Origin of the sequence: Nocardia sp. NPDC058058 (assembly GCF_042885355.1) — a bacterium.
Classification (GTDB): Bacteria; Actinomycetota; Actinomycetes; order Mycobacteriales; family Mycobacteriaceae; genus Nocardia.
The window spans coordinates 547,714-572,184 of sequence record NZ_JBHVSA010000003.1; the positions used below are offsets into that span (position 1 = coordinate 547,714).

27 protein-coding genes are annotated in these 24,471 nt (G+C 65.7%); 17 read left to right on the plus strand and 10 right to left on the minus strand.

Features of this window, described 5'->3' with window-relative positions:
* Window positions 1–61: 61 nt before the first annotated feature.
* Together ACFVUS_RS26035 and ACFVUS_RS26040 are read left to right on the plus strand one after the other, a co-directional pair.
* Window positions 62–1,621 (plus strand): acyl-CoA synthetase, encoded by a 1,560-nt coding sequence (locus tag ACFVUS_RS26035; protein WP_387774693.1) that lies wholly within the window; start codon window positions 62–64, stop codon window positions 1,619–1,621.
* 40 nt (window positions 1,622–1,661) lie between these two features.
* Complete coding sequence (locus ACFVUS_RS26040) at window positions 1,662–2,423, plus strand: dienelactone hydrolase family protein (RefSeq protein WP_387771601.1); 762 nt, start codon at window positions 1,662–1,664, stop codon at window positions 2,421–2,423.
* A gap of 8 nt (window positions 2,424–2,431) precedes the next feature.
* On the opposite strand, the gene ACFVUS_RS26045 is transcribed toward ACFVUS_RS26040, so the two are convergent.
* Entirely contained in the window at window positions 2,432–2,770 is a 339-nt protein-coding gene (locus ACFVUS_RS26045; protein ID WP_387771604.1) for a YrdB family protein, read from the minus strand.
* A 93-nt stretch (window positions 2,771–2,863) separates the two neighbouring features.
* Here ACFVUS_RS26045 and ACFVUS_RS26050 point away from each other — a divergent pair, with 93 nt between their 5' ends.
* Window positions 2,864–3,490: a peptide deformylase gene (locus ACFVUS_RS26050; protein ID WP_387771607.1), complete on the plus strand. Its 627-nt coding sequence runs from the start codon at window positions 2,864–2,866 to the stop codon at window positions 3,488–3,490.
* A gap of 39 nt (window positions 3,491–3,529) precedes the next feature.
* On the opposite strand, the gene ACFVUS_RS26055 is transcribed toward ACFVUS_RS26050, so the two are convergent.
* Both ACFVUS_RS26055 and ACFVUS_RS26060 read right to left on the minus strand, forming a co-directional pair.
* Entirely contained in the window at window positions 3,530–4,942 is a 1,413-nt protein-coding gene (locus ACFVUS_RS26055) for a pyridoxal phosphate-dependent decarboxylase family protein (protein ID WP_387771610.1), read from the minus strand.
* Between the two features lie 200 nt (window positions 4,943–5,142).
* Window positions 5,143–5,820: a TetR/AcrR family transcriptional regulator gene (locus ACFVUS_RS26060; protein WP_387771612.1), complete on the minus strand. Its 678-nt coding sequence runs from the start codon at window positions 5,818–5,820 to the stop codon at window positions 5,143–5,145.
* 156 nt (window positions 5,821–5,976) lie between these two features.
* On the opposite strand from ACFVUS_RS26060, the gene ACFVUS_RS26065 reads away from it, so the two are divergent.
* Window positions 5,977–7,407, plus strand: a complete 1,431-nt coding sequence (locus ACFVUS_RS26065) for an MDR family MFS transporter (RefSeq protein ID WP_387771614.1) — start codon at window positions 5,977–5,979, stop codon at window positions 7,405–7,407.
* A gap of 31 nt (window positions 7,408–7,438) precedes the next feature.
* On the opposite strand, the gene ACFVUS_RS26070 is transcribed toward ACFVUS_RS26065, so the two are convergent.
* A complete protein-coding gene (locus tag ACFVUS_RS26070; protein ID WP_387771616.1) occupies window positions 7,439–8,119 on the minus strand; it encodes a TetR/AcrR family transcriptional regulator in 681 nt (226 codons plus the stop codon).
* Window positions 8,120–8,185: 66 nt separating this feature from the next.
* On the opposite strand from ACFVUS_RS26070, the gene ACFVUS_RS26075 reads away from it, so the two are divergent.
* Both ACFVUS_RS26075 and ACFVUS_RS26080 read left to right on the plus strand, forming a co-directional pair.
* Window positions 8,186–9,295 carry an FAD-dependent oxidoreductase gene (locus tag ACFVUS_RS26075; protein WP_387771618.1) on the plus strand — a complete coding sequence of 370 codons (1,110 nt, stop codon included), beginning with the start codon at window positions 8,186–8,188 and terminating at the stop codon, window positions 9,293–9,295.
* Between the two features lie 112 nt (window positions 9,296–9,407).
* A complete protein-coding gene (locus ACFVUS_RS26080) occupies window positions 9,408–9,608 on the plus strand; it encodes a CsbD family protein (protein WP_387771620.1) in 201 nt (66 codons plus the stop codon).
* Between the two features lie 14 nt (window positions 9,609–9,622).
* Here the strand turns inward: ACFVUS_RS26080 and ACFVUS_RS26085 are convergent, their stop codons facing one another.
* Window positions 9,623–10,201, minus strand: a complete 579-nt coding sequence (locus ACFVUS_RS26085) for a hypothetical protein (protein ID WP_387771622.1) — start codon at window positions 10,199–10,201, stop codon at window positions 9,623–9,625.
* Between the two features lie 156 nt (window positions 10,202–10,357).
* A complete protein-coding gene (locus tag ACFVUS_RS26090) occupies window positions 10,358–10,504 on the minus strand; it encodes a hypothetical protein (RefSeq protein WP_387771624.1) in 147 nt (48 codons plus the stop codon).
* A gap of 451 nt (window positions 10,505–10,955) precedes the next feature.
* On the opposite strand from ACFVUS_RS26090, the gene ACFVUS_RS26095 reads away from it, so the two are divergent.
* On the plus strand, window positions 10,956–11,393 hold the full coding sequence (locus tag ACFVUS_RS26095; protein WP_387771627.1) for a response regulator: 438 nt from the start codon (window positions 10,956–10,958) through the stop codon (window positions 11,391–11,393).
* A 16-nt stretch (window positions 11,394–11,409) separates the two neighbouring features.
* On the opposite strand, the gene ACFVUS_RS26100 is transcribed toward ACFVUS_RS26095, so the two are convergent.
* The gene (locus ACFVUS_RS26100) at window positions 11,410–11,814 is read right to left on the minus strand and encodes a MerR family transcriptional regulator (RefSeq protein ID WP_387771630.1); all 405 of its coding nucleotides are present in this window, start codon (window positions 11,812–11,814) and stop codon (window positions 11,410–11,412) included.
* Window positions 11,815–11,863: 49 nt separating this feature from the next.
* Here ACFVUS_RS26100 and ACFVUS_RS26105 point away from each other — a divergent pair, with 49 nt between their 5' ends.
* The 6 genes from ACFVUS_RS26105 (at window position 11,864) to ACFVUS_RS26130 (ending at window position 16,754) form a co-directional block, all read left to right on the plus strand.
* Window positions 11,864–12,745, plus strand: a complete 882-nt coding sequence (locus tag ACFVUS_RS26105; RefSeq protein ID WP_387771633.1) for an NAD(P)-dependent oxidoreductase — start codon at window positions 11,864–11,866, stop codon at window positions 12,743–12,745.
* 81 nt (window positions 12,746–12,826) lie between these two features.
* Window positions 12,827–13,717 carry an alpha/beta fold hydrolase gene (locus ACFVUS_RS26110; RefSeq protein WP_387771636.1) on the plus strand — a complete coding sequence of 297 codons (891 nt, stop codon included), beginning with the start codon at window positions 12,827–12,829 and terminating at the stop codon, window positions 13,715–13,717.
* A gap of 9 nt (window positions 13,718–13,726) precedes the next feature.
* On the plus strand, window positions 13,727–14,647 hold the full coding sequence (locus ACFVUS_RS26115; protein WP_387771639.1) for an ABC transporter ATP-binding protein: 921 nt from the start codon (window positions 13,727–13,729) through the stop codon (window positions 14,645–14,647).
* Complete coding sequence (locus ACFVUS_RS26120) at window positions 14,644–15,495, plus strand: ABC transporter permease (protein ID WP_387771642.1); 852 nt, start codon at window positions 14,644–14,646, stop codon at window positions 15,493–15,495. The genes ACFVUS_RS26115 and ACFVUS_RS26120 overlap by 4 nt, the downstream gene beginning before the upstream one ends.
* Window positions 15,496–15,579: 84 nt before the next feature.
* The gene (locus tag ACFVUS_RS26125; RefSeq protein ID WP_387771645.1) at window positions 15,580–15,999 is read left to right on the plus strand and encodes a hypothetical protein; all 420 of its coding nucleotides are present in this window, start codon (window positions 15,580–15,582) and stop codon (window positions 15,997–15,999) included.
* An 89-nt stretch (window positions 16,000–16,088) separates the two neighbouring features.
* The gene (locus tag ACFVUS_RS26130) at window positions 16,089–16,754 is read left to right on the plus strand and encodes an NAD-dependent epimerase/dehydratase family protein (RefSeq protein ID WP_387771648.1); all 666 of its coding nucleotides are present in this window, start codon (window positions 16,089–16,091) and stop codon (window positions 16,752–16,754) included.
* A 95-nt stretch (window positions 16,755–16,849) separates the two neighbouring features.
* On the opposite strand, the gene ACFVUS_RS26135 is transcribed toward ACFVUS_RS26130, so the two are convergent.
* Window positions 16,850–17,281, minus strand: a complete 432-nt coding sequence (locus ACFVUS_RS26135) for a nuclear transport factor 2 family protein (RefSeq protein WP_387771651.1) — start codon at window positions 17,279–17,281, stop codon at window positions 16,850–16,852.
* A 194-nt stretch (window positions 17,282–17,475) separates the two neighbouring features.
* Here ACFVUS_RS26135 and ACFVUS_RS26140 point away from each other — a divergent pair, with 194 nt between their 5' ends.
* On the plus strand, window positions 17,476–18,885 hold the full coding sequence (locus ACFVUS_RS26140) for an amidase family protein (protein ID WP_387771654.1): 1,410 nt from the start codon (window positions 17,476–17,478) through the stop codon (window positions 18,883–18,885).
* A gap of 13 nt (window positions 18,886–18,898) precedes the next feature.
* Here the strand turns inward: ACFVUS_RS26140 and ACFVUS_RS26145 are convergent, their stop codons facing one another.
* Window positions 18,899–19,627: a nuclear transport factor 2 family protein gene (locus tag ACFVUS_RS26145; protein WP_387771657.1), complete on the minus strand. Its 729-nt coding sequence runs from the start codon at window positions 19,625–19,627 to the stop codon at window positions 18,899–18,901.
* Between the two features lie 60 nt (window positions 19,628–19,687).
* Here ACFVUS_RS26145 and ACFVUS_RS26150 point away from each other — a divergent pair, with 60 nt between their 5' ends.
* Complete coding sequence (locus ACFVUS_RS26150) at window positions 19,688–20,281, plus strand: TetR/AcrR family transcriptional regulator (RefSeq protein WP_387771660.1); 594 nt, start codon at window positions 19,688–19,690, stop codon at window positions 20,279–20,281.
* Here ACFVUS_RS26150 and ACFVUS_RS26155 read toward each other — a convergent pair.
* Window positions 20,275–20,847, minus strand: coding sequence for a TetR/AcrR family transcriptional regulator (locus ACFVUS_RS26155; RefSeq protein WP_387771663.1), 573 nt, complete (start codon window positions 20,845–20,847; stop codon window positions 20,275–20,277). The two genes, ACFVUS_RS26150 and ACFVUS_RS26155, sit on opposite strands and share 7 nt — an antisense overlap.
* A gap of 178 nt (window positions 20,848–21,025) precedes the next feature.
* Between ACFVUS_RS26155 and ACFVUS_RS26160 the strand changes: the two genes are divergently transcribed.
* Together ACFVUS_RS26160 and ACFVUS_RS26165 are read left to right on the plus strand one after the other, a co-directional pair.
* A complete protein-coding gene (locus ACFVUS_RS26160) occupies window positions 21,026–22,165 on the plus strand; it encodes a PucR family transcriptional regulator (protein WP_387771666.1) in 1,140 nt (379 codons plus the stop codon).
* Between the two features lie 198 nt (window positions 22,166–22,363).
* Window positions 22,364–24,448 (plus strand): CocE/NonD family hydrolase, encoded by a 2,085-nt coding sequence (locus ACFVUS_RS26165; RefSeq protein WP_387771669.1) that lies wholly within the window; start codon window positions 22,364–22,366, stop codon window positions 24,446–24,448.
* The last annotated feature ends 23 nt before the right edge of the window (window positions 24,449–24,471 follow it).

Consider the following 24,471-nt stretch of genomic DNA (forward strand, 5'->3'; position numbering starts at 1 on the left):
GCGGGTGGGTCGTTCGGTGACGGATGCGGTGTCCGCCGTGGAGGTGTTGCGCAGGCGGGGGATGTTCGATTTGCGGCGGCCGGGGGAGGTGGTGCAGTCGATGCGGGATGCGGCGGTTTATGGGCCGTTCACCACGATCCTGGCGCATGCGGCGCGGCGGGATCCGGGTGCGGATGCGATCAGTGATGAGCGTGGGACGCTGACGTTCGGGGAGCTCGACGCGCAGTCGAATGCGCTGGCACGGGGGCTGGTGCTGGCGGGATTCGGGCCGGGCACGGTGCTGGCGGTGTTGTGCCGCGACCATCGCGGGATGGTGCTGAGCCTGCAGGCGGCGGGCAAGATCGGTGCGCGAGTCGTGTTGATGAATACCGGGTTCGCGAAACCGCAGCTCGCGGATGTGGCTGCTCGTGAACAGGTCGGCGCGGTGCTGCTCGACAGTGAATTCGCCGGTCTGCTGGATGCGATCCCCGCCGAGATTCCTCGAATCCTCACCTGGGTCGATCAATCCGACGACGTCGACGCGAGCCTGCCGACGATCGATGACCTGATCGCCGCCAACTCTTCGGAGCCGCCCAAGGCCCCCGCCGAGCCAGGCGGTCTGGTCATTTTGACGAGCGGCACCACCGGAACACCGAAAGGCGCACCGCGCGATAAGGTTTCGCCGCTGCAATCCGCGCAGTTCCTCGATCGGATCCCACTCCCCCGCGACTCCACCATGGTCATCGCCGCACCGATCTTCCATGGCACCGGGCTGTCCCAGCTCATGCTCGGATGGGGGTTGGGCAACAAGGTCGTGCTGCTGCAACGCAAGTTCGATCCCAAGGCGACGCTGACCGCGGTAGCCGAAAATCGCGCCGCCACACTGGTTTTGGTTCCCACCATGCTGCAACGCATTGTCGACCTCGGACCCGAGGTCTTGCAGAGCCTCGACACGTCGTCGCTCCGGGTAATTTTCGCGGCGGGCTCCTCGGTCTCACCCGACCTCAGTCGCCGCACCGCGGCAGCCTTCGGCGAGGTGCTCTACAACCTCTATGCCTCAACCGAAGTCGCGGTCGCCGCCGTCGCCACGCCACAGGACATGCGCGACGCACCGGGCACAGTGGGCAAGCCGCCCGTCGGCTGCCGCGTCGCGCTATATGACGAAAACCGCCGCCGCATAACGAAACCCGGCATCACCGGCACCATCTTCGTCTCCAGCGGCCTGAGCTTCGCCGGATACACCGACGGCCGCAACAAGGAAACCGTCGACGGCCTGCTGTCCAGCGGCGATGTGGGCCATTTCGATTCCGAGGGCCGCCTGTTCATCGACGGCCGCGACGACGACATGATCGTCTCCGGCGGCGAGAACGTTTTTCCGCTGGAGGTGGAGAACCTGCTGGTCTCACGCCCGGACATCCTCGATGTGGCGGTTGTCGGCGTCCCCGACCCCGATTTCGGAAAACGCCTGCGCGCCTTCATCGTCCCGGCCCCGCAAACCACCGTCGACCCGCAGTCCATCAAGGATTACGTCAAAGCCAACCTCGCCCGCCACAAGGTCCCGCGCGACATCATCTTCCTCGACGAGCTCCCCCGCAACGCCACCGGCAAGCTGCTACGCCGAAATCTGGCGGATATCGAATGAGGTACGTTCGAAGTCGACTAAGCAACAGGAGGCTTCAACGATGACTGCGGTGCAAGGTCATTCACTCGACATCCCCACGCCCGATGGCATTGCCGACGCGTACCTCGCCCACCCCGACGATGACGCCGCACACCCCGGCGTGCTGGTGCTCCAGGACGGTTTCGGGCTGCGCCCGAGCCTGCGCACCCTCGCCGATCGCATTGCCGCCCATGGCTTTACGGTGCTGCTCCCGAACGCCTACTACCGTCACGGCCGCGCACCGGTGGTCGACCTGCCCGACTTCATCGATCCCGGCGAGCGCCCGGAGATCTTCCAGCAGGTCTTCCCGATGATCCGCGATCTGACCTCCGACCGCCTGCGCAGCGACGTCGGCGCCTACCTGGACTGGATGGCGGCCGCACCCAAGATCAGCAGCGGCAAGGTCGGCCTCACCGGCTACTGCATGGGCGCGCGCCTGGCGGTCATGGCCGCCGCCATGTTCCCCGATCGAATCGGCGCGGTAGCCGGATTCCACGGCGGCCCGCTGATCACCGACGCCCCGGACAGCCCCCACCTGACCCTCGAAAACATCACCGGCGAACTGTATTTCGCGCATGCGGGCGAAGACCAGCACATGACCCCCGAACACATCGCCCAGTTCGACAAGGCGTTGGCAGCCGCCGGTATCCGCCACCGCACCGAGGTCTACGACGGCGCCCAGCACGGCTTCACCCAGGCCGACACCGCCGCCTACGACGCCCAATCCGACGATCGCCACTACGTCGAACTACTGGCCCTGTTCGACCGCAACCTGCGACCCTGACCCGGCGACTACGAAACCAGGTGGATGGCAGCCAGATTCGCCAGCACCACAATCGGATAGACCAGAGCCGCGCGGCGGTACCCGAGGCGATGCAGCGCCAGCGCCGCTCCGCCGAATACCGCGATCTTGGTCAGCACCGCCAGCACCGGAACGCTGAAGCTCGCCTGCGGCGCGGCGAACAAACCCCATACGGTCATGGCCGCCAGTGCGGCGGCCACGCCGCAGACGACTTTCAGCACCGGCCCGCGCCCCCATCGGGCGCCCAGAAACCCGATCGCGCCGAAGGCGATCAGTTCCATGAGGAATGCGACGGCGAGGTTCGCGCCCCGCCAGATTTCGATCATCATCACCACTCCGAGATCAGTGCTCTCTTTTGTGATCACTGTGTCACGCGCGGTGATTCGAGTCAAGAGCACTGCTCTCCGTGAAGAATGGCCGGTATGGAGATCGCGGAGTTGGTGACCGAGTTGGTCGAGAAATACCGGGGTGCGGCCGCGCCGCTGGTGGAGGTGGGCGACCCCGTGCTGCGCGCAGTGGGCGAACCGGTGAATGGACAGGTGGGGATGGAACTCCTGCGCGAACTGGCCGAGATCCTGTTCGCCACGATGCACGCGGCCCCCGGAGTCGGGGTGGCCGCGCCGCAGATCGGAATCCCCCTCCGCATGGCGGTGCTCGGCGATTCCGCGGCCGTGCCGGAAGAGGTCGCGACCGCGCGCGGACGGCGTCCACTGCCGGAGTTCACCATCATCAACCCGACATACACCGCCGACGGTGACGAGATCGCATTCTACGAAGGCTGCCTGAGCATGCCCGGCTACCAGGCGGTCGTCGCTCGCCCCGAATCCATCATGGCCACCTATCAGGACCTGGATGGCGTTCAGCACACCGAGCGCCTGACCGGCTGGGCCGCAAGGATTTTCCAGCACGAGACCGATCACCTGCACGGCATCATCTACATCGACAAGGCCGACACGCGATCACTGACCACCAATGACAACCTGCGAGACCGCTGGGCCGATCCGACGCCGGTGCGGGCATCGCGGGCTCTCGGCTTCTCGCTGCCGTGATCGGCAAGTGTTCCGAAAGCGATTGCCCGAAGCCTGTTTTCAACCCCGCGATGTTGCCGTCTGATCGAATTCCTCTGCAAGGCTGATAATCTCGTCGATCAACGTGTCGATATGCGCGGTCCCGGTCCGATGATTGCAGATGCACGCTCGCAACACGGTCTCGCCGTCGTAGTCGACCGTGGCCAGGTACGCACGCCCGCGTGCCTGGACCGCGGCGGCGAGGTCGGCATGGGAATCGATATCGCGGACCTGGAAGCAGACCACAGGCAATGGGCCGCAGGGCAACAGCCGCAGGCGCGGGTGCTGCTCGACGCGCTCACGTAGGTACGCCGCCATCCGGTCATAGTGCTCGAGTAGATTGGTGACACCGGCGCGGCCGAGCTGATGCAGCGTGGCCCACAGTGCCAGCGCGCGTGTACCGGGCCTGGTCAGCTCGAAGGTGTACTCCGACATCCAGGGCAGATTCTCATTGCCTTCGAGGTAGGAGGCGCGCACTCCGAACGCCGCGCGCAACCGCCCGGGATCGGTGACCAGCGCGGCACCACAACCCACGGGCACCGACAGCGTCTTGTGCGGATCCACTGTGAGAGAGTCGATTTCGGCGATGCCGCGGAAGGCGTCCGCCCACCGCGGCACGCGCGCACCGAGCCCACCCCACGCCCCGTCGGCGTGGTGCCACATTCCATTCGCGCGGCACACCGCGGTGATCGGTTCCGGAATATCGACCGCGCCGGTGGGAGTGCTGCCGAGATTGGACACCACACAGAACGGCAGCAGTCCGGCCTCGAGATCCGCGCGGATCGCCTCGGCCAACGCCGGCACATCCATGCACCGCTCGGCAGTGGTGGCGATGACGCGCAGCCGTGAACGCGGAATACCTATCACCGCACAGGCTTTCGCGACGGACATATGCGTCTGCTCACCGCAGTACGCGACCAAACGGCTTTGCGCCGCATCGTATTCCGGTCCGTCCTCGGCGCCACGCTCGGCGAGGAACCAGTGCCGCGCGGCCGCCAGGCACAGCAGATTCGCCATCGACCCACCGCTGGTGAGCACCCCGCCGGTCGAATCAGCCAGGCCGGCCAGCCGGGCGAGATCGGAGATCACGCCGCGTTCGAGATCCATCAGCGCGTGCTCGCCCATTCCGCAGGTGGCGTTGATCGCGGTGGCAAGCAGTTCGGCGATGACTCCGGCCGGTGCGGGCGGGGAGTTGATCCAGGCGAAGAAGGCCGGATGCCCATTTCCGGTCGGGTACGGCGCGAGGGACTCCTCGGCGAAATCGAGCACGCCGAACAGATCGCCGCCCTGCTCGGACATCCCGCCCGCGCGCAGTCGCTCGCGCAGCGCCGCCGGCAATGGACGAGTGACCGGCCCACTGGGCAGTTGCTCCAGATACTCGGCCACCCACTGTGCCGCCGAAACCAGCTCATCGCGGAATCCGCGTGGATGCACCTGAAGCACCGACGCGGCGTCGGATGCCGATGCCGCCGAAGAACCCTGCCCGTTCCAGATCGAAGACTGTGACCGCACCGGTGGCCCGCATTCTTTGCTAGAAATTGCTGTTCAGGACCCCGGAATCGTAGGGGATACACACACGCCGCCGCGGTGCGCCACACGGACGGGCACGCGTATTCGATCTTGAAATGGACCCGCTAGCGCCGGGCCGCACGGGCGAGCAGGCCATCGATGACCACGTCGATGGCGACTCTGAAGCGCTGCTCGGTATCCCCCGCGACGAGCTCGGAGGCATAGGTGGTGACCAGCGGGAACCGGTCGGGAGGCAGGCTGGTGAAAGCCTGGTAGCCCGCGTCGGCCTGGCCCCGGCTGTCGGCCTGCCGGGCATCGGCCTCGACTGCGGCGTGGGTGACCAGAATCGCGAAAATGTCTGTGGCCCAGGCGGCTTCCTGCGGTTCAAGTCCGGCGGCGAGCAGGATACCGAGCAGATTCTCGGTGTAGCTCAGGGTCGCCTCGGTGGCGGGGGCCTCGGCTACAACCGTTGCGGCGATGCCGGGATGTGCGATGAGGGCCTGATGCATGCGGGCCAGTAGCGCGTGGAGTTGGTCGCGCCAGCGCGCCGGGTCCGGGGTCTCGAGTTCGACACTGGCGAAGACGCGCGACTGCATGGCCTGGATGAGCGCTTCGCGGTTGGCGACGTAGACGTAGAGCGAGGACGGGCCGGTATCGAGTTCGGTCGCGACCCGGCGCATGGTGACCGCCGCCATGCCCTCGGATTGCAGTAGCGCCAGGGCCGTATCGATGACCGCTTCCTCGCTGAGCGGCGCCTTGGCGGGGCGATCTCGGGTCGAGCGCTGGCGATTGGTGGGCGTCATCGGCGGCGTACTCCCTGATGTCGGTGATGAGACCTATTGACAGTTGCAGCCTACAGCGTACTCTGTTCGTAACGAACGCTGTTCGTGACGAACGCCGTTCGCACTGCTTCCGAGGCTCTCACCAGCCTCGATCCGACACCAACCGGGAGGAATTCCATGACCACCACTAGCAAGCCCCAAGTACCCGATTCCGATCGGATAGATCCACACGTCTGGCGAATCGGGATCACCGTGATCATCGGCGCGCTGGCGGTGGTGTTCGACACCACCATCCTCAGCGTCGCGATCAACGATCTCGGTCGCGATCTGCACGCGCCGCTGAGCACCATCCAATGGGTCAGCACCGGCTATCTGCTGGCGCTGGCGATCACCATGCCGATCGCCGGATGGGCGCAATTCGCACTCGGCGGCAAGCGACTCTGGATCGTCTCACTCGGCATCTTCCTACTCGGCTCGATACTGAGCGCATCGGCGTGGAATGCGCCGAGCCTCATCGCCTTTCGAGTCGTACAGGGCATCGGCGGCGGGTTCATGATGACGCTCACCGCCACACTCATCATGCAGGCCGCGGGCGGCCGCAATATCGGCAAGCTGATGTCGCTGATCACCGTGCCCACCGCGCTCGGCCCCATCCTGGGTCCGGTCCTGGGCGGGCTCATCCTGCACTTCGGGAACTGGCGCTGGATGTTCCTGATCAATATCCCGTTCGGCGTGATCGGCATCTGGCTGGCCATGCGCAACCTGCCCGCCGACGCGCCGAGCCCGCGCCAGCCGCTCGACATCATCGGGTTCCTACTGCTGTCCCCCGGTGTCGCGGCCATCATCTACGGTCTCTCACGCATCGACGGAACCGCCGGATTCGCGGACGCGAAAGTGCTGGCGCCCTTGCTGATCGGGGTGATCCTGGTCGCCGCGTTCGCCGCATGGGCATTGCGCCGCCGCGCAGGAGCACTGGTCGATATCCGACTGCTGCAACACCGTCCGCTGGCCGCCTCATCGGCGATGCTGCTGCTCACCGGTGCCGCGCTCTACGGCTCGATGCTGCTGCTCCCGCTCTACTTCCAGCAGGTCAGGGGCACCGACGCGCTCGGCGCGGGTCTACTGCTGATCCCGCAGGGCATCGGCACCCTGCTCTCGCGGTCGCTCGCCGGCAAGTACACCGACAAGTTCGGCCCGCGCCCGGTGGCACTGGCCGCGTTCGTCATCGCCTGCGTGGCAACGATTCCCTTCGCCTTCGTCACCGCGGACACCAATGAGATCTTCCTGATGGCGGTGCTGCTGCTGCGCGGTATCGGCCTGGGCGCGGCCATGATTCCGCTCAGCGGAGCCGGATTCAGCGGTATGAGTCACGATGAGATCCCGCACGCCAGCATCATCATTCGGGTCGCGCAGCAGCTCGGCGGGTCGTTCGGCACCGCGATCCTGCTGGTCATCCTGCAACACGCCGCCGCCGGAGCTCACACCCTCGATGCGCTCAATCAGGGCTTCCACCAAGCGTTCTGGTGGGCGATCGTCGCCACCGCGCTGTCCATCCCACTCTGCTTCCTGCTGCCGGGCAAGACCGCGAACGCCGAGACGACCGCCTGAGATGATCACGGCCGCAACGCATCAGACCGCATTACCGCGCGACGCGCGCCTGGATACCGTCGAGCAGGAACTCCAGGCCGGTCCGGAAGGTTTCGTCGGCATCCAGGTGCGCGGCGTCGCGGATAACGGTCGAGAGTGCGGGGAATCGGCCGGTCGCGAAGGTTCGCTCCAGGTAAGGACCGAAGGTCCGCTGCCACTGCTGTTTATCCATCCCGCTGGCATGTTCGCTGCGCCGCTCGGTGATCTCGCGGCGCACCGCACCGATCACGTACGCGTTGACCGCGTCGACGATCGGCATCACGATATCGATGTCGACGCCGGTCATGGCGGCCACCACCGCCTCGCCGCGGGCGAGCGTATTCGGCCCGAGTTGCGGTCGCCCACCGAGCAAATCGGCCAGCCACTCATGCCGATGACCGGCTTGCCGGGTGGTTTCGGCCAGCGATCGCAGCACCTCACGCCACGCCGTCCCGACCGGCTGGATCTCGGCGAAGACCGCATCGACCATGAGGTCGAGCAACTCCTCCTTGGTGGCGATATAGCCGTACAGCCGCATCGGCCCGACATCGAGCACCGCGGCGACCTTGCGCAGCGAGACCGCCGCGAGGCCGTCCGCGTCGGCCAGTCCGATAGCCACCGAGACGATCCGCTCCCGGCTCAACTGCGCGGGCACCGGGCGATTCGGCGGTTCGGGTCGCTCCCACACCAACATGGCGCTGACGATACATCGCCTCGCGCGATACAGTGTATTGATAGATACAGTGTATCGGAGGAAGTCATGACGATAGCCATCGCCGGAGCCGGATTGGGTGGCCTGGCCCTCGCCCGGGTACTGCGCGTGAACGGCATCGACGCCGTCGTGTACGAACGGGAACGCTCGCGCGAGGCGCGCGGTCAGGGCGGCATGCTCGACATCCATTCCGGACAGCGGGCATTGCGCGAAGCCGGACTGATCGAGCAATTCCACGCGATCGCCCGCGGCGAAGGCCAGGACATGCGCCTGCTCGAACCCGATGGCACCCTGCTTCTCCAGGAGGACACCCCCGACGACGCCCCGCTCGCCCGTCCCGAGGTCGATCGCGCGGATCTGCGTGGGCTGCTGTTGAATTCGCTCCCCGGCACCGTGGTGCGCTGGGGCCACGCGTTCGAATCCGCGTCCGAAGGCGTCATGCGTTTCGCCGACGGCCGCACGGCCGACTACGACCTGCTGGTCGGTGCCGACGGCGCGCAGTCCCGGGTCCGCGCGCTACTCACCGATGCCCGCCCGATACACATCGGCCAGAACGCCGTCGAGCTCTGCATCTCCGATATCGATCGCACCCACCCCGGCCTCGCGGCCATGGTCGGGCGCGGCAATTACTGGGTGCTCGGCGACGGCATATCCCTTGCCGCACAACGCAATGGCGACGGCCGTGTCCGCATCGGCGTGAGCTTCTACAACACTCCCGAGGACTGGTTCGCCACCAGCGCAATCCCATTCGACGATCCGGCCGCGACCCGAGCGCGGCTGATCGATCTGCTCCCCGGCTGGGACTCCCGATTCACCGGCCTGATCGCGGCCGCCGACGACACCATCGTGCCGCGTTCGATCAGCACCCTCCCACCGGGCCTGACCTGGCCATCGGCCCCGGATATCACGCTCATCGGCGATGCCGCACACCTGATGCCACCGGTGGGCGAAGGCGCGAATATGGCCCTGCTCGACGGCGCGGTGCTCGGCCTCGCGCTCGCCGCGCATCCCGACGACTTCGCCTCCGCCATCAAGGAATACGAGTCTGAGATGTACACGCGCAGCGGTGCGGCCGCCCGTAAGTCGACAATGCTGCAGGAGATGCTGATGGCGCCCGACGCCAGCCGACGGCTGCTCGAATTCTTCCAACCTCGGTGACCGCCGGCGGCGATTCAGGGACGAACGTGTGAATCCGCAGAACCCGGGTATGGCTCATTTCGGGACGTCACTGATGCCGTTCGCGAGCCACAACCGAGAGGAAGGACCCGCCATGAGCACAGCAGATAACAAGGCCGAGGAATTCAAGGGCCGTGCCAAGGAGGCTGCGGGCAGCCTCACCGGCGACGATGACCTCAAGGCCGAGGGTAAGGCCGATCAGGCGTCCTCGTCGGTGAAGCAGCACATCGACGACGCGGCCTCGAAGGTCAAGGAAGCCGCCGAATCAGTGAAGGAAAAGCTGACCGGCCACTGACGATCCGAGCGTGATCACATCGCGCGCGAATCCACCGGTTCGGTGGATTCGCGCGCGAACCCGCGCCGCACCGCCGAGACTTCGGTGGCAACGAGCGCGATCAACAACGCACCTTCACCGGCGTTACCGAGGGGCGGAACAATGGGTGCGACGGCCGACGCCGCGATCAGCGTGAGTACTCCGGCCAGTAGCCACACCCACTGTCGCTGACGCCACAGTCGCACGCCCGCCATCAGCAAGATGACGGTGACACCCAGTGCCGCAATCGGCGGACCGGCGGGCACCGCGTGGGTGTATCGGAGCGTATCCCCGAACGTCCGGGGCACCAGGTTCAGCGATAGGAGATCGGTGACCGCACCCCACACCACCAAACACAGCACGGTCGGCCATACCCACCACGCTCGTGCGCGGAAGACTCGATCACCAGCCCACACCACCAATAGCGGGGTCAGCACCACATGACCGACGAAGCGCAGCACGCTCAGCACACGGAGCGCGGTTCCCTCGCCGAGCAGCGCGCCGCCGCCGAAAACGGCCGAATCGTAGGCCAGCCCGCAGCCGACCAGAACGACGAGCCAACGAGCCCGGTCCATCGGCTCAAACCGACGTGAGATGACGAGCAGCCAAGCCACACAAGCCAACTGAGCCACTGCCAGCAGTATGAGCGCCGCAGATACCACAGCGAATTCCTCCACAGCTACATGCGATTGGGCGGCCGGATTCACCGGCCGCCCAATCGCCTGGAAGCGCTACCTCGGAAGCGCGTTGTCCAACAGGTAGTAGAGCTGGACCAGGGGCATATGGATGGCCTGGAACAGGGCCTCGAACACCTCACGCATGGCGATCATCTCCATCGGGTACGGCTTGCGCCCAAGGACTTCGGGCTGTGCGACCAACTATTTCACCAACGAGATATTTAAGCAACTGAAATATTTCTGCGGCACCCGCCGCCCGCACCCGAGCCCTCCGAATGCACTGGGACAGGGGCGAACTTGATGGCCGCGCACACCCGATGTCCGAAAGTTGCCTGCGGATAGCAGAATTGGTGCGCACGCGGACTCGAGCTGCGATCCGCCGCCTGTGCGCCGTTCGATTACGTCTCCCGCAGCACGTGTTCGGCGCCCGATCCGGCAGCGACACTCCGATGAAACGCAGTAGATTCGATCACGAATTGGACGCGATCTACCGCGCGGAAGGCAATTCTCGATTACATATTGCCGATAAATAGCTGAGACGTTAGCGTGCGAAACATGGCTCGATTATCGACTTTTCGACGAGGACGGATCGTCGACGGGAATTCGATGATCGAGCTTCGACGGCAGGGTCGGGGCCGAAAGGGTATGGATCGTGAACACACATCAACTGTGCGGTCGCAGAGCAGCACATCCGCTCATTCCCGCGTCACAGCACGAGGGTCCCGCACTGGGGCGGGTATTCCTCCTCGAGCAGCACGAACCAAGCGCCGCAGCCATTGTCGGCGCACTCTCGGGCGCGGGCTATGACGCCTTGCACACAATGGACGCGAGACAGGGCGTGGAGATCGCACACTGGTGGCGTCCGGACCTGGTCGTACTCAGCCTGTCCACGCCCGACCCCGGCGAGCTCGACGTATGCCGACGATTGCACGCCGCACTTCGAATCCCGATCTTCATCCGCTGCCCCCAGCCGGACCCCGCCGCGGTGAGCGCGGCAATCGACGCGGGCGCGTGCGACTACCTACCCGGACCACTGCGCACCGGAGAACTGCTGAACCGCATACGTGTTCGCCTCCACCCGCAGGCGTGAAACGGGATCATCGCGATCAAGCCGGAATGCGGTCCGTGTCGCCATCGAACGGGGGATAGCTGTCCCCGCCCGTCTGTGCGGCGGCGTCGATGTAATCAGCCAGGGCCGCACGCGATTTCGCGAGAGTCTCGATCTGATCGTCGAGGCGCTGCATGCGTGACCGCATCGCGGACATCAGTTCTGGGCATCCCGGCAGCTCGGGCACTTCACCGACCGCGCAAGGCAGCACGTAGGCGATGTCCTCCGACGACAGGCCCGCGCCGAGCAGATGCCTGATCTGCTGGACCCGCAGTACCGCGGTCTCGTCGTAGTCGCGATAGCCGTTGGCGCTGCGTTCCGCGTCGAGCAGTCCCTGGGACTCGTAGTAGCGCAGCTGGTGTGCGTTCACCCGGGTGCGCCGACTCAATTCACCGATAAGCATCGAATTCTCACTTGACCTTCACACCGATATCAACGTTGACGATGTTGCCATGAGCAATAACGAAACCCCCGTGGCAGTCATCGGTCTCGGTTTGATGGGACAGGCACTGGCCAGCGCTTTTCTTGCCGCCGGGCATCCGACCACCGTGTGGAATCGCACACCGGACAAGGCCGAACGGCTCGCTGCCGAGGGCGCGGTGATCGCATCCTCGGTCGGGAAGGCGCTCGCGGCGGGAGCGGTGACGATCATCTGTCTCACCGATTACCGGGCCGTGCGCGATCTTCTCGATGACCCCGATGTCGACCTGACCACGACGACACTGGTCAACCTCACCTCCGGAAACTCGGCCCAGGCCCGCGACGCTGCGCGGTGGGCAGAACAGCGCGGCGCGCGCTATCTCGACGGCGCGATCATGGCGATCCCCGCCACCATCGGCACCGCCGAGGCGACCATCCTGCACAGCGGGCCGCAAGCGGTGTTCGAGGAACACCGGCATGTGCTCGAAACACTGGGTGCCAGCACATATCTGGGCGCGGACCCGGGACTTGCTTCGCTGTACGACGTCGCCGGTCTCACCATGATGTGGAGCGTCCTCAACGCCTGGTTGCAGGGCACCGCCATGCTCCGCACCGCCGGTGTCGATGCCACCACCTTCGCCCCGTTCGCCCGGCAGATCGCCGCCGGTGTCGCCGACTGGCTCCCCGGCTACGCCGACCAGATCGATCGAGGCGACTACTCCGCGACGGTAGCCGCCCTCGAAACCGACGCTCGCGCAATGGAACACATGGTGCAGGAGAGCGAACTACTGGGTGTGAACACCGAACTCCCGAAGCTGATCAAGGCAATGGCCGATCGAGCGATCGCCGCAGGCCACGGCGGTGAGCAATACCCCGTGCTCATCGAGGAATTCGCCAGGGAGCGGGCCAGCTGACCTGGTCCACAACCCCGCAGTGGTACGGGCATACCATGTACGTGGTACGGTCATATCATCAACGATGATGAAGGGGCGGCCATGGCCAAGGTTGGGCGATTCAAGAATGAGCAGGCACGGGCCGACTTCATGAATGCGTACGCGGCGCTCGAGGCGCGGTCGACGCTCGAAGCGAAAACACGAGAGATTCCAACATCTTTCGGCACCACCCAGGTGCGGCAGTGCGGACAGGGAACGGGTACGCCGATCGTGCTGTTGCATCCGTTCGGCGGGAACGGTCTGTACTGGGATTTCGTCGCGGGGGAACTTGCCGACGATCGCGTTGTCTACGCACTGGACACGATCGGCACTGCCGGGAAGAGCGTGCAGACCGCGCCGATCGCCGGTGATGCCGATTTCGCGGGGTGGTTCGGCGAGGTCTTGACCGGGCTCGGGATCGATCGCGCTCATGTGGTGGGGTTGTCGCAGGGGGCCTGGCATACCGCGCTGGTCGGGTCGCAACTGCCGCAGCGGGTCGCGAGCGTGACGTTGATCGAGCCGAATGGCGTGATCACCAAGATGAAATGGAGTGTGCTGTTCAAGATCCTGCGGTTCGGGATCAACCCGTCCGAGGAGGATTGGCGCAAGATGAACGCCTGGATCACTCCCGGCGTCACCATGAGCAAAGCGCAATTCGATTGCGCGAAGGCCTCTCTCGGCTATCGGACGCGCCTGGGGTGGGCTCGGGTGCTCAAAGACGCCGAGCTGCGCTCGTTCTCGGTTCCGATGCTGGCGATTTTCGGTGGCGAGTCGGTGGCATGTGATCCCGTCGCGGCGGTGCGGCGAATCAACAGCCTTGTCCCGAACGCGGACACCGAGATCTACCCCGGGATGGGGCACGGCGTGCTCGACCAAATACCCGAGCGCGTCGTGCCTCGAATCCTGAAACACGTGCGACGGCACGATCATTCGCCCGCGTCCAACTCGGTGTAGGGGCGAGTCATGGGAGCGGACCTGGTGCTCGAGGTCGAGCAGTTGCGGATGCGTTACGGCACAACCGATGTGCTGCGGGATGTCAGCTTTCGAGCGCGACGGGGTGAAGTGCTGGCGTTGCTCGGGCCGAACGGGGCCGGTAAGACGACCACGATCGAGATTCTGGAGGGGTTTCGCGCCCGGTCGGCAGGCGCGGTCCGGGTGCTCGGGAGCGATCCCGCCCAGGGGGATGAGGCGTGGCGGGCGCGAGTCGGGGTGGTGTTGCAGTCATGGCGGGACCACGGCAAGTGGCGAGTGCGGGAGCTGCTCGCGTATCTGGGGTCGTTCTATGCCCCGTACAGTTCCGGGGATATCCAAAGGCCTTGGAATACGGATGAACTCATCGCTCTGGTGGGGTTGACCGCGCAGGCGAACACCAGGATCAATGCGCTGTCCGGCGGGCAGCGCCGCCGGGTGGACGTGGCGATCGGGATTGTCGGACGGCCCGAGATTCTGTTCCTGGACGAGCCCACCGCGGGTTTCGATCCCGAAGCGCGGCGCGAGTTTCACGACCTGGTGCACCGGCTCGCCGACGACCAGCGGACCACGATCCTGCTCACCACCCACGATTTGAATGAGGCCGAGAAGCTCGCCGACCGGATCCTGATTCTGTCCGGGGGGCGAATCGTGGCCGACGGGTCGGCCGCCGAGCTGTCGCGCCGGGTGGCCGCCGAATCGGAAGTGCGGTGGTCGGTGAATGGAGAACGATTCTCGGACAACACAACCGAGTCGACGAAGTTCGTGCGGGAGCTGTACGAGCGATATGGCGAGCGACTCGAGGACCTCGAGGTTCGGCGCGCCTCGCTCGAAGACACCTATATGACCCTGGTGCGTCGGCACGAGTCCGGGCACGATGACGACCTGCGCGCCCTGGAGGAGATCACACTATGAATCCGACGACCGTGGCCATCCGGGGCGGTATCACCCGCGCGTGGCTCGAATTGCGTCAATCCTTCAGCAACGCGACCGATCTCATCAATCTGTTCTTCTTCCCCATCCTGATCCTGATCGCGCTGTACTTCATGCGAAACGGAACGTTCCACCAGACCGAGTTGAAGCTGGGCGCGCTGGCGCTGCCGGGCGTGCTCGGCAGCATGATCGTGTTCAACGGCCTGTACGGGATCGCCAACTATCTGGTGCTCGACCGTGAGGACGGAACCCTGTTGCGCGCCAAGGCGACACCGAACGGCACCCTGGCCTTCTTCATCGGCAAGATCGGGGTGAGCGCGGGCCAGGTGCTGGTGCAGGTGGCGTTCCTACTAGCGGTCGGCGGGCTGATAGTCGGTGGGCTTTCAGTCGGAAGCGTCGGCAACTGGCTGACGCTGGGGTGGGTGGTCATCCTCGGGTTACTCGCGGTACTGCCCCTGGGCGCGGTCCTCGGGGCGATCCTGGACGGCCCGCGCGCGACATTCTTCCTGACCTTGCCGCTGATGGGATTGATCGCGATCTCGGGCATCTACTACCCGATAACCGCGATGCCGGGATGGGTGCAGGGTCTGGCCCAGGTGTTCCCCATGTACTGGGTCGGCCTGGGTATGCGATCGGCCCTGCTACCCGCCGACGCCGCGGCGGTCGAGATCGGCGAATCCTGGCGACATCTGGAAACCGTTGCGGTACTGGGTGTCTGGAGTCTGGCCGGACTCGTGCTCGCACCGAGTGTGCTGCGCCGCATGGCCCGGCACGAGTCGGGATCCAAGGTCGCGGACCGCCGCGAGAAGGCATTGCAGAGCGCCTACTGAGTGTCGACAGCCAAGGGAAATAGGGGCATTTCATTTGGGCGCGGATTTCCTAGGGTGGGCATCCACACCAGGAAGGCATGCTTGATGACATACCGGATCGCGGTCGCGGCCGCGGCAATCGCAGTACCCCTTGCCCTCGGCGCGGGCAGCGCTCAGGCCGCGCCCGCGGGCGCACCCGAAGCCGTGGCCGCCGATTCCGGCTCCGCACTGCTCAATTCCGATCTGGCCGTCGCGCTGGGCACCGGCTCGGGCGAGCTCGCCCGGGCACTGCTCAATGCCGGATCCAGTCGCGCGCAGACCACTGCGAATATCGCGGGTTCCGGGTCCGCCGATCTGGCATCGAGCGGGTCGGCGCTCGGCAATGGCGCGCTGACCAGCGGTTCGGCGCAAGCCCTCATCGGGCCCAATAGCGCCTGGTCCAATTTCTGGGCGATGCTGGCCAATTCGGGCTCGGGCAAGGGGTGGATGCAGGGATTCGGTTCCAGCGGATACCAGCCGGGCTGAGCGGGCGAACGAGGCAGCGCGATGCGGGGACCGTCGACTACCGGCGACGGATCCCCGCCATCCTCATGCCGATGGGGCAAGATTCTGGCATGAAGGTAATTCTGTTCGGGGCGACCGGGATGATCGGCCAAGGGGTGCTCGCCGAGTGCCTGCGCGATGAGCGGGTCCAGCAGGTGCTGGCCGTGGGGCGCGGTGCGCTCGGGATCGAGAGTCCCAAATTGCGGGAGTTGGTTCAGCCCGATCCGTCGGACCTTTCGGCGATTTCCGGGGAACTGGCGGAGTTCGATGCCTGCTTCTTCTGCCTCGGGGTGTCCTCGGTCGGTATGAAAGAGGCCGACTATCGGCGGATCACCTACGATCTGACCCTGCGCGTAGCGAACACGCTGGCGGCGGCGAATCCGAAGATGACGTTCATCTACGTTTCCGGGCAGGGCACCGACAGCACCGAGCAGGGGCGGTCGATGTGGGGTCGGGTGAAGGGTAAGACCGAGAACGATCTGCTGGCACTTCCGTTCCAGGCGTACATGTTCCGGCCGGGATTCGTGCAACCGATGGACGGCGTGGTCTCCAAGACACCGCTGTACCGCGCCGCGTACGCGGTCACCGGACCGTTGATTCCGCTGTTCAAGCGGCTCGCGCCGAACGCGGTCAACGACAATCGGGAGATCGGGCGCGCGATGATCTCGGTCGCCGCGTCGGGCGCGGATACCCGGGTTCTCAAGCCTCGTGAGATCAACGCGCGGGCAAGGCAATAGCCGGTTCAGCCGAAGATGGCCGTCGGATCGCCCGTGTACCAAGTGTTTTCGATGCGCACCCGATGGATGAGCCAGCGCTCACCGTCGCGCCGCAGTTACAGAATGTAGGGATTCTTCAGCAGCGCACGGGTTTCCGGTGCGGCGACGAGCACGTGCTGGGCCTCGACCAGCGCGGTCATGCGGGCGATGTCGCCATCGATCCGCACCCGCACATTGGTGACCTGATGGGTGGTGTCCACTCGCCCGGTGAACATCGCCAGGATGCTGCCGACGATGGTGTCCCGCCCGGTCATGACGGGCGGGTTCGCTCCCCACTTGGCGGCCGCGGGCCGGAAGTCGAGTTCGGCGTCCGCGGTGAACGCCGACGCGAACAAATCCTTGTCCTTCAGATCCTGGCCGAGCGCGAAACGGTATAGGGCATCGGCGATTTCGGCCCGATCGCGCAGTTCGGCGATGACCGCCGCACCATTGTCCACCGATGCGTCCAATGCGCGATGGATCGTCTCCGAGTGCTGTTGGTTCGACATGATTCGAACCGTATGTCCATCGAGCCGCTGCGCCCGGGGACCCGATGCGCCAACATCCGGACCGACCGCGCCACCCGATCACCGCAAGGTTTAGCCACGCTGATGAAGCGTTGACCGAACGCCTGTTGATCGATCGTCGTTGCAGGACCGAAGGTTTGGGTGAACGTACTCGCCAACCCATTCAGGAGTCAGTAGTGACGACCACTCGGTCCACCGCATTGTGGACCCACGACGCGCAAACCCTGGCGGGCCTGATCGCCGCCCGCGAAGTGACGGCCACCGAGGTGGTGTCCGCGCATCTGCGACGGATCGCCGAGATCGATCCGGTCGTGCACGCCACGACATCGGTGCTGGTCGATACCGCGCTCGCCACGGCGGCCGCGATCGACCGCAGGGACGGGCCACGGGGTCCGCTGGCGGGGGTGCCGTTCACGGTGAAGAACAATCTCGATATCGCCGGTGGCCCGACCACCTGGGGTGTCGGGGCATTCGCGGGTGCGGTGGCAACGCAGGACGCGCCGGCGGTCGCGGCGCTGCGGCGGGCGGGCGCGATCCCGATCGCTCGCGGCAATATGCCTGACTTCGCCACCCGCTGGCACACCGATAACGACGCCAACGGTCCAACCATCAACCCCTGGAACGCTTCCCACAGCCCCGGCGGCTCCAGCGGTGGTGACGCGGTGGCGGTCGCGACGGGGATGACGCCGCTGGGTCTGGGCACCGATTTCGGCGGATCACTCAGGGTGCCTGCGGCTTTCACCGGCGTCGCCTCGTTGCGCGTCACGCCGGGCCGGGTCGCGGTGGCATCCAGCCTACCCGGACCCGCACCGACACCGACCAACCAATTGTTCGCCGCGCCAGGGCCTTTGGCGCGTTCGGTGGGTGACCTCGCGCTGGTCTTCGAACTGCTGCTGTCCGCGGATCCGCGCGACCCCTCCTGGATTCCGGTGCTGGACAGCCCCGATTCCGCACCGCCCGCAGTCGCGGTCACCTTCGACGGCGGAGCGGGCAGTCTCGACCCCGAGGTCCGAGACGCTGTCCGGCGCGCCGCCGACGCACTCGCCGACGCCGGGCATTCGGTCACCGAGCAGACGCCACCGCGGCTGATCGAAGCGACGACCTCCTACGGCCGCTTGGTTTCCACCGAATTGCTGCCCCAGCGCCTGGAATTCATGAGCCAGGTCGGCAGCGCGGGACTCAACGCGTTCCTCGGTGCCGCGCTCGAACTGTTTCCGCCACTCGATCTCGCGGGATACATTTCCGAACTCGGTGAGCGGCTGCGCGTGCGCGCGGCATGGTCGCAGTTCCTGCACGAGTATCCGATCCTGCTGGGACCGGTATCGTCACAACTGCCATGGGCGGTCGGGTACGACCTGGGCGGGACCGCGGCGGTCGCCACGATGTACGACGCTCAGCGCCTGACCGTGGCCGCCAATTACCTTGCGCTGCCAGCGGTTACGGTTCCGGCGGCACTGTCGGGCACGGGGCTGCCGATCGGGGTGCAGTTGATCACCGCACCGTTCGCCGAGCGCCGGGCGCTCGCGGCGGGGGCGAGTATCGAGGCGGCCTTCCGGCCCGCGACCCCGATCGATCCGAGGTCCTGAGTACGCACGCCCGCTATCGCCGCAGTGTGGTCGCGACCCGGGTTGCCAATCCCGCGCCACGCATGAGCCATGCGAACTTCCTGCTGGCCGGGCCCGGGAGCAGACCGGCCGTCTGTACCGCGTCGATGAGGTCGTACAGGGTCTCACCCTCGTACATCAGGTGGTCCCGGTTGAAGTGGTAGCGGTCGACCGCGGTGCACTGCACGAAAGCGCCGTTTCCAGGCAGTGCCACCGCGTCGTCGCCGTAGGGATGCAGCTTCAGCGGGCCAGCCAAATGACCACTGCCGTAATACCTTACGACCATTCGGACCTCGCCCGACGGATCGATATCCACGTACGCCTGTCCCGGAATCGGGTCGTATCGCCAATCCGGAATCGCCTCGAAGAACGCGAAGTTGTAGGCGACGAACTCGTCGAGCCCGACCATGGTCGCGCCCAGCGTCGTGACGTCCTTGTAGCGCAGGTCTGCGGTGTAGAGCTCGTCGTTGTGGCTCATATCCCGTGCCTGCCAACTCCACCAGTACTTCTTGGCCCAGTCGAGGGTCCAGGCGATATCGAACCCGTGCGCGGCATACCAGTCGATCTTCTGTTCGTACTCGGCGAACCAGGTCGTGGTCATCGCCGTGAGCGCATCCTCATCGAGGACCGGCACCGGGACCGCACGATTGGTCAGAATCGATGGAATCGGTTGTGCCAGGCGTGATTGCCCGAGCGCCCGCTGGAATTGTGCATCGGTGAACATCGCGTCTCCATCTGGAACCAACTGCTTTCTGAAGCAGATGGTTCCTGATAGGTTCGACATGTGTCAAGGAGCTACGGCGGTCGCACCGCCACCGACCGAGTCGCCGACCGGCGCGCCCAGCTGATCGCGGCGGGCATATCCGTGGTCGGCACGGAAGGCGTTGCCGCACTGGGCATGCGAGCGGTGTGCCGGGAAGCGGGGCTGAGTCAGAAGTTCTTCTACGAGAGCTTCGCCGACGCCGATGAACTGCTGCACGCGGTCTATGCCGCGGCGCTCGCCGAACTGGAACAGGCCGTGGCCCCGGCCGTCGCGGCACAGGATCTTCCCGCGATCGTCGACGCGGCCGCCCGCGCCATGGAGGCCGACCCACGACTGTGCCGCATTCTGCTGGTCGAACCCGTCGCCGATATGCGCCTGCGCCGCCACGTGCGTGAAACGATTCCCGCCCTCACCACCGCCGCACTGGGTCACCTGTTCCCCGGATCCCCCGACGACCCCGCGGTCCGCATGCGCTTCTCGGCGCTCTTCGGCGCGCTGATCTCGCTATTCGTGGAATGGACCGAAGGCAATCTGGGCACCGACCGCGACGCGTTCGTTCGCCACACGGTTTCGGTCGCGACCCAACTGCTGGGCGTGCACAGCCCCGCTCAGTAGGCGGGCCACTCCGACAGCGAGGTGTGCAGCGCGTCCAGAATCCGCGCCCACGACTCGTCGGTGGCGCGCGAATGCGCGAAACCGCCACCGGCCTCGAGAGTGGCGAAACCGTGAAAAGTACTGCGCAGCAAGCGACCCGCGTCCAGCCCCTCGGATTCACCCAGCTGGTAGCCGCGCAATACGGCCGCGGTCAATTCGATGCCGCGCAACAACGCGGGCTCATCGGCCACCTCGGCGGGATCCATCCGAATCTGCGTCGCCGCATACCGTTCCGGATACTCGAGTACATATCCCCGATACGCGTTGGCGAACGCCACCAGTGCGTCCTTACCCGCCCGCCCCGCCACAGCGGCACCGATCCGATCGTTCAATTCGACGCTCGCCAGCATCGCCACCCGCACCCGCAGATCGTGCAGGTTCCGCACGTGCACATACAGGCTGGGGTCCTTCACCCCCAGTCGACGCGCGAGCGCGGATAGGGTCAGCTTTTCGAAGCCGATCTCATCGGCCAGTTCCGCCGCCGCGATGACGACCCGCTCCCTGGTCAAACCGACGCGCGGCGACATTCGTTCTCCTGCCTATGGGCCCTAATACCAAACCTAGACTACCTAGGATCAGCCGACGTCGATGGCCACCGGGAACATCGTCTGAGACGAAATCGCGTTCGATATTGCCGTTCGATCATCAAACGGCCGCCACTTTTCACTGTGGATAGTTCCAAAATCTGGGTAGGGTCGGTCGATCATGACGACTCGACCCGCCGGATCGGCCGAACAGCGGCTCCTCGAACAGGTCCGCATGCGAGCGGGCGAGATCTCCGAGCGGATCGTCGCCCGCGCTCGCGCGGAGATCTCGGCCTACGCGGCGCTACCGGCCTCGATCTTCGAGGCGACCCGCCTGCTGATCGAACTGACGCTGGTCCTGCTGGTCGAGGGCCGCGATCTGAACGACGCCGAACGCGCGATCGTCCGAGCCTTCGGTGAAACCCGTGCGCAGCAGGGTGTTTCACTCGCCGAGCTACATAACGGCTGGCGCATGGCGGTCAATGAGGTGCTCGGCGAATTCGCCGCGGCCGCCGCCGAATGCGATGTGAGCGATCGCGGGCTCTACGACCTGAGCATCCGACTGCTCGGGCTGCTGGATCAGGCAACCGTCGCGTACAGCGCGGGACATGGCGATGTCCAGCTCGCGGCAGCACGCCATGACGGGCATTTGCGCGCCGACTTCACCCGCGCGCTGCTGCTCGGCACCCTGGGTCCGGCCGACGCCGCCGCGCGCGCACGGCGTTTCGGACTCGACACCGGGCGTGAGTATCGCGCCTTCCGCACCACGGGCAGCGATCCGACCATGGTCATCGCGCCGTGGTCGATGGGACGCGAATTCGGCCAGCACGTATTCGTGGCCACCATCGACGGCAGTATCGCGGGCTTCTTCGACGCCACCCGATCGCTGGGAACCGAGATGTCGATCGGGATCGGGCCACCCGTTCCGCTGGACGAACTCGATCGGTCCTTTCGCCTGGCCACGCGGCTGCTCGCCACGGCACGGGCGCACAATCTCAGTGGCGTCGCCGACCTCGATCAGCTCGGGCTGCTGCCCACCATCGCCGCCGATCCCGATATCGGCGCGGAATTCGTGCGGCGCTATCTGACACCGCTGGGGAGCGGTGATTCCGCGCGGGCGCTGATCGAGACGGTCACCGGTTTTCTCGACAACGGCATGCGGGTCGACGCGACGGCCGAGCAATTGGTGGTGCATCCCAATACCGTTCGCTACCGGATCGATCGATTCGAACAGCTCACCGGCTGTGAGCTGCGGTCGGCACATACCGCGCTGCGGGTGTGGTGGGCAGTGCAGTACCTGCGCACGATCGATGGCTCCTGACGTAGCGGCCAATGTTTGGAATTTTCAACATGACCGACTCCCGCACTTGAACGATCTCGCTATGGCCCGGGTTACATCCGCGTGTGAATATCGGTTACCGCCGGTTTACCGACCCGGACAGTTGCGCCGCACACCGGCGCACCCGCGGACGCCCTACTTCATCCACCCGTACGGGTTCGGATAGAGGAGATCTTCGAAGTGAAATCTGAACAGCGAGCATCGTGGCTCGTGCGGCGAGCGGTGCTGGCCACCGCGGTCTCGACCACCATCGCGGCCTCGATCGCGGCGGGGGCGCTCGCCCGCGCGGAGGACGGGTTCACCGGTATCGACGGCGGACCCTACGCGGCGGCCTGGACCGCCGCGGTGGATGGGCCGCAACCGTTTTCGGCGATGAGCACGGATTTTTCGGTGCCGATCACCATGAGCGACGGCAAGGTGCTCAAGGCCGATATCTATCAGCCGACCGTCAATGGGCAGGTGGCGTCGGGGCAGCGTCCGGTGGTCCTGCAGTTGCAGGGGTACGGCAAGGCCACCTACAACCTGCTCCAGACCATCCTGAAGATTCCGGGCGTCGAGGATGTGCTGATGCCGTGGCTGGCAACGTTGAATTTCCCGGGTAGCGGATTGGACGGGATCACCGATTTCACCCGCCAGCTCGATGCCGGACTGGCTCAGGGCGCCATCCAGGACTGGGATCTGGTCAAGGGCGGGTACACGCTGGTCCAGGTTGATATCCGGGGAACCGGTGTCTCCGAAGGTGATTGGCAGATCTTCGGTCAGCGCGAACGCCAGGATGCCTCGGAGGTGATCGACTGGATCACCCGGCAACCGTGGAGCGACGGCAATGTCGCCACCATGGGCACCTCGTTCACCGGGATCACCGCGCTCGGAGCCGCGGATCAAGCGCCGCCCGGCTTGAAGGCGGTGTTCGCCTTCGAGCCCAGCACCGATGTTTTCAACGATATCGCCGGCAGCGGCGGCGCGATCGGGACCGCGTTCCTCGGTCCGTGGTTGCTCGCGGTCAACCTGCTGAAGATGGCTCCGGATGTGGAGGCCGTCATGTCCGGCCGGTTCGATGCCGCCCAGCAGTTGCAGTGGTTGCGTGACCGACTGGCCGATCCGGCGACGTATCTCGATGTCGTCGCCAATGGCTACACCGCGCTCAACACCGATCAGCTGGGCCCCAAGGCGCGCGCGTTGCTCGATCCGGATTCGCCTTTCCGCAAGGGGATTACGATCGATCTGGCCGAGATCGACGCGCCCACCTTCATCGCCGACTCCTGGTTCGACATCTTCGGGGCCAACCCCACCACCGCCTTCGAGAAGCTGCCGCTTCCGGCGGAACAGAAGAAGTTGATCATGGGCGACGGCTACCACACCGGTGGTGGGCTGGCCGGATTCGGCCATCCGGGCATGCCGCCGCGATTGGATGTGCTGCAACGCGCTTGGTTCGACAAGTGGCTCAAGGGAATCGACAACGGCATCGACAAATACAGCCCGCTGACGTTGAAGCAGCAGGGCGGCGGCTGGACCACCGGTGGTGTCAGTCTGCTGCGCCCCGAGGCGAGCTATCGCCGGATGTATCTCAATGACCGCCCGTCCGGCACCGCGCCGACCTCGCTCTATGACGGCGGGCTGGCCGAACAACCACTTCAGGACGGTGTCCGGGACCTGACGGTCGCGCCCGGGCTGCTCAGCATCTGCGGTCGCGATACCGCCCGGATCACCGCCGGAGTGTCCGCCTTCGTCGTGGGCTGCACCGAGGATTCCCGCATCTGGGAAGCCAATGGCCTCAGCTTCACCAGCGGTCCGGTGACCCAGGCCGCCACCCTGTCCGGCCCGATCAGCGTGCACCTGAACACGGTGCTCGACGCGATCGACGGGTACTGGGTCGCCACCGTCAATGATGTTGCGCCCGACGGCAATTCCCGGGAAATCAGCTCCGGGCAACTGGTGACCTCGTTGCGCGCGATCGACGAGGCCAACAGTGCCAAATCCGCCAACGGGGACTACACGCGCCCCGCGTACTACATCGATCTCGACCGACGCCAGACGGTCGTGCCCGGGCAGGCGATCACGCTCGATGTGGCCATGGTGCCGACCGAAGCGGTCCTGCAACCGGGTCACCGATTGCGAATCGACGTTTACGCCAGCAACTTCCCCAAGGGCATTCCGATCTTGCCCGTACTGGTCGACACCCAGCTCAAACCCCAGCACCTGCGGCTCGACCCGAACGAACCGAGCTGGGTCAATATCGCCCTGAATTCCGATATCCCCAACTGACTCCGAGGCCGGTGGCCGTGCAT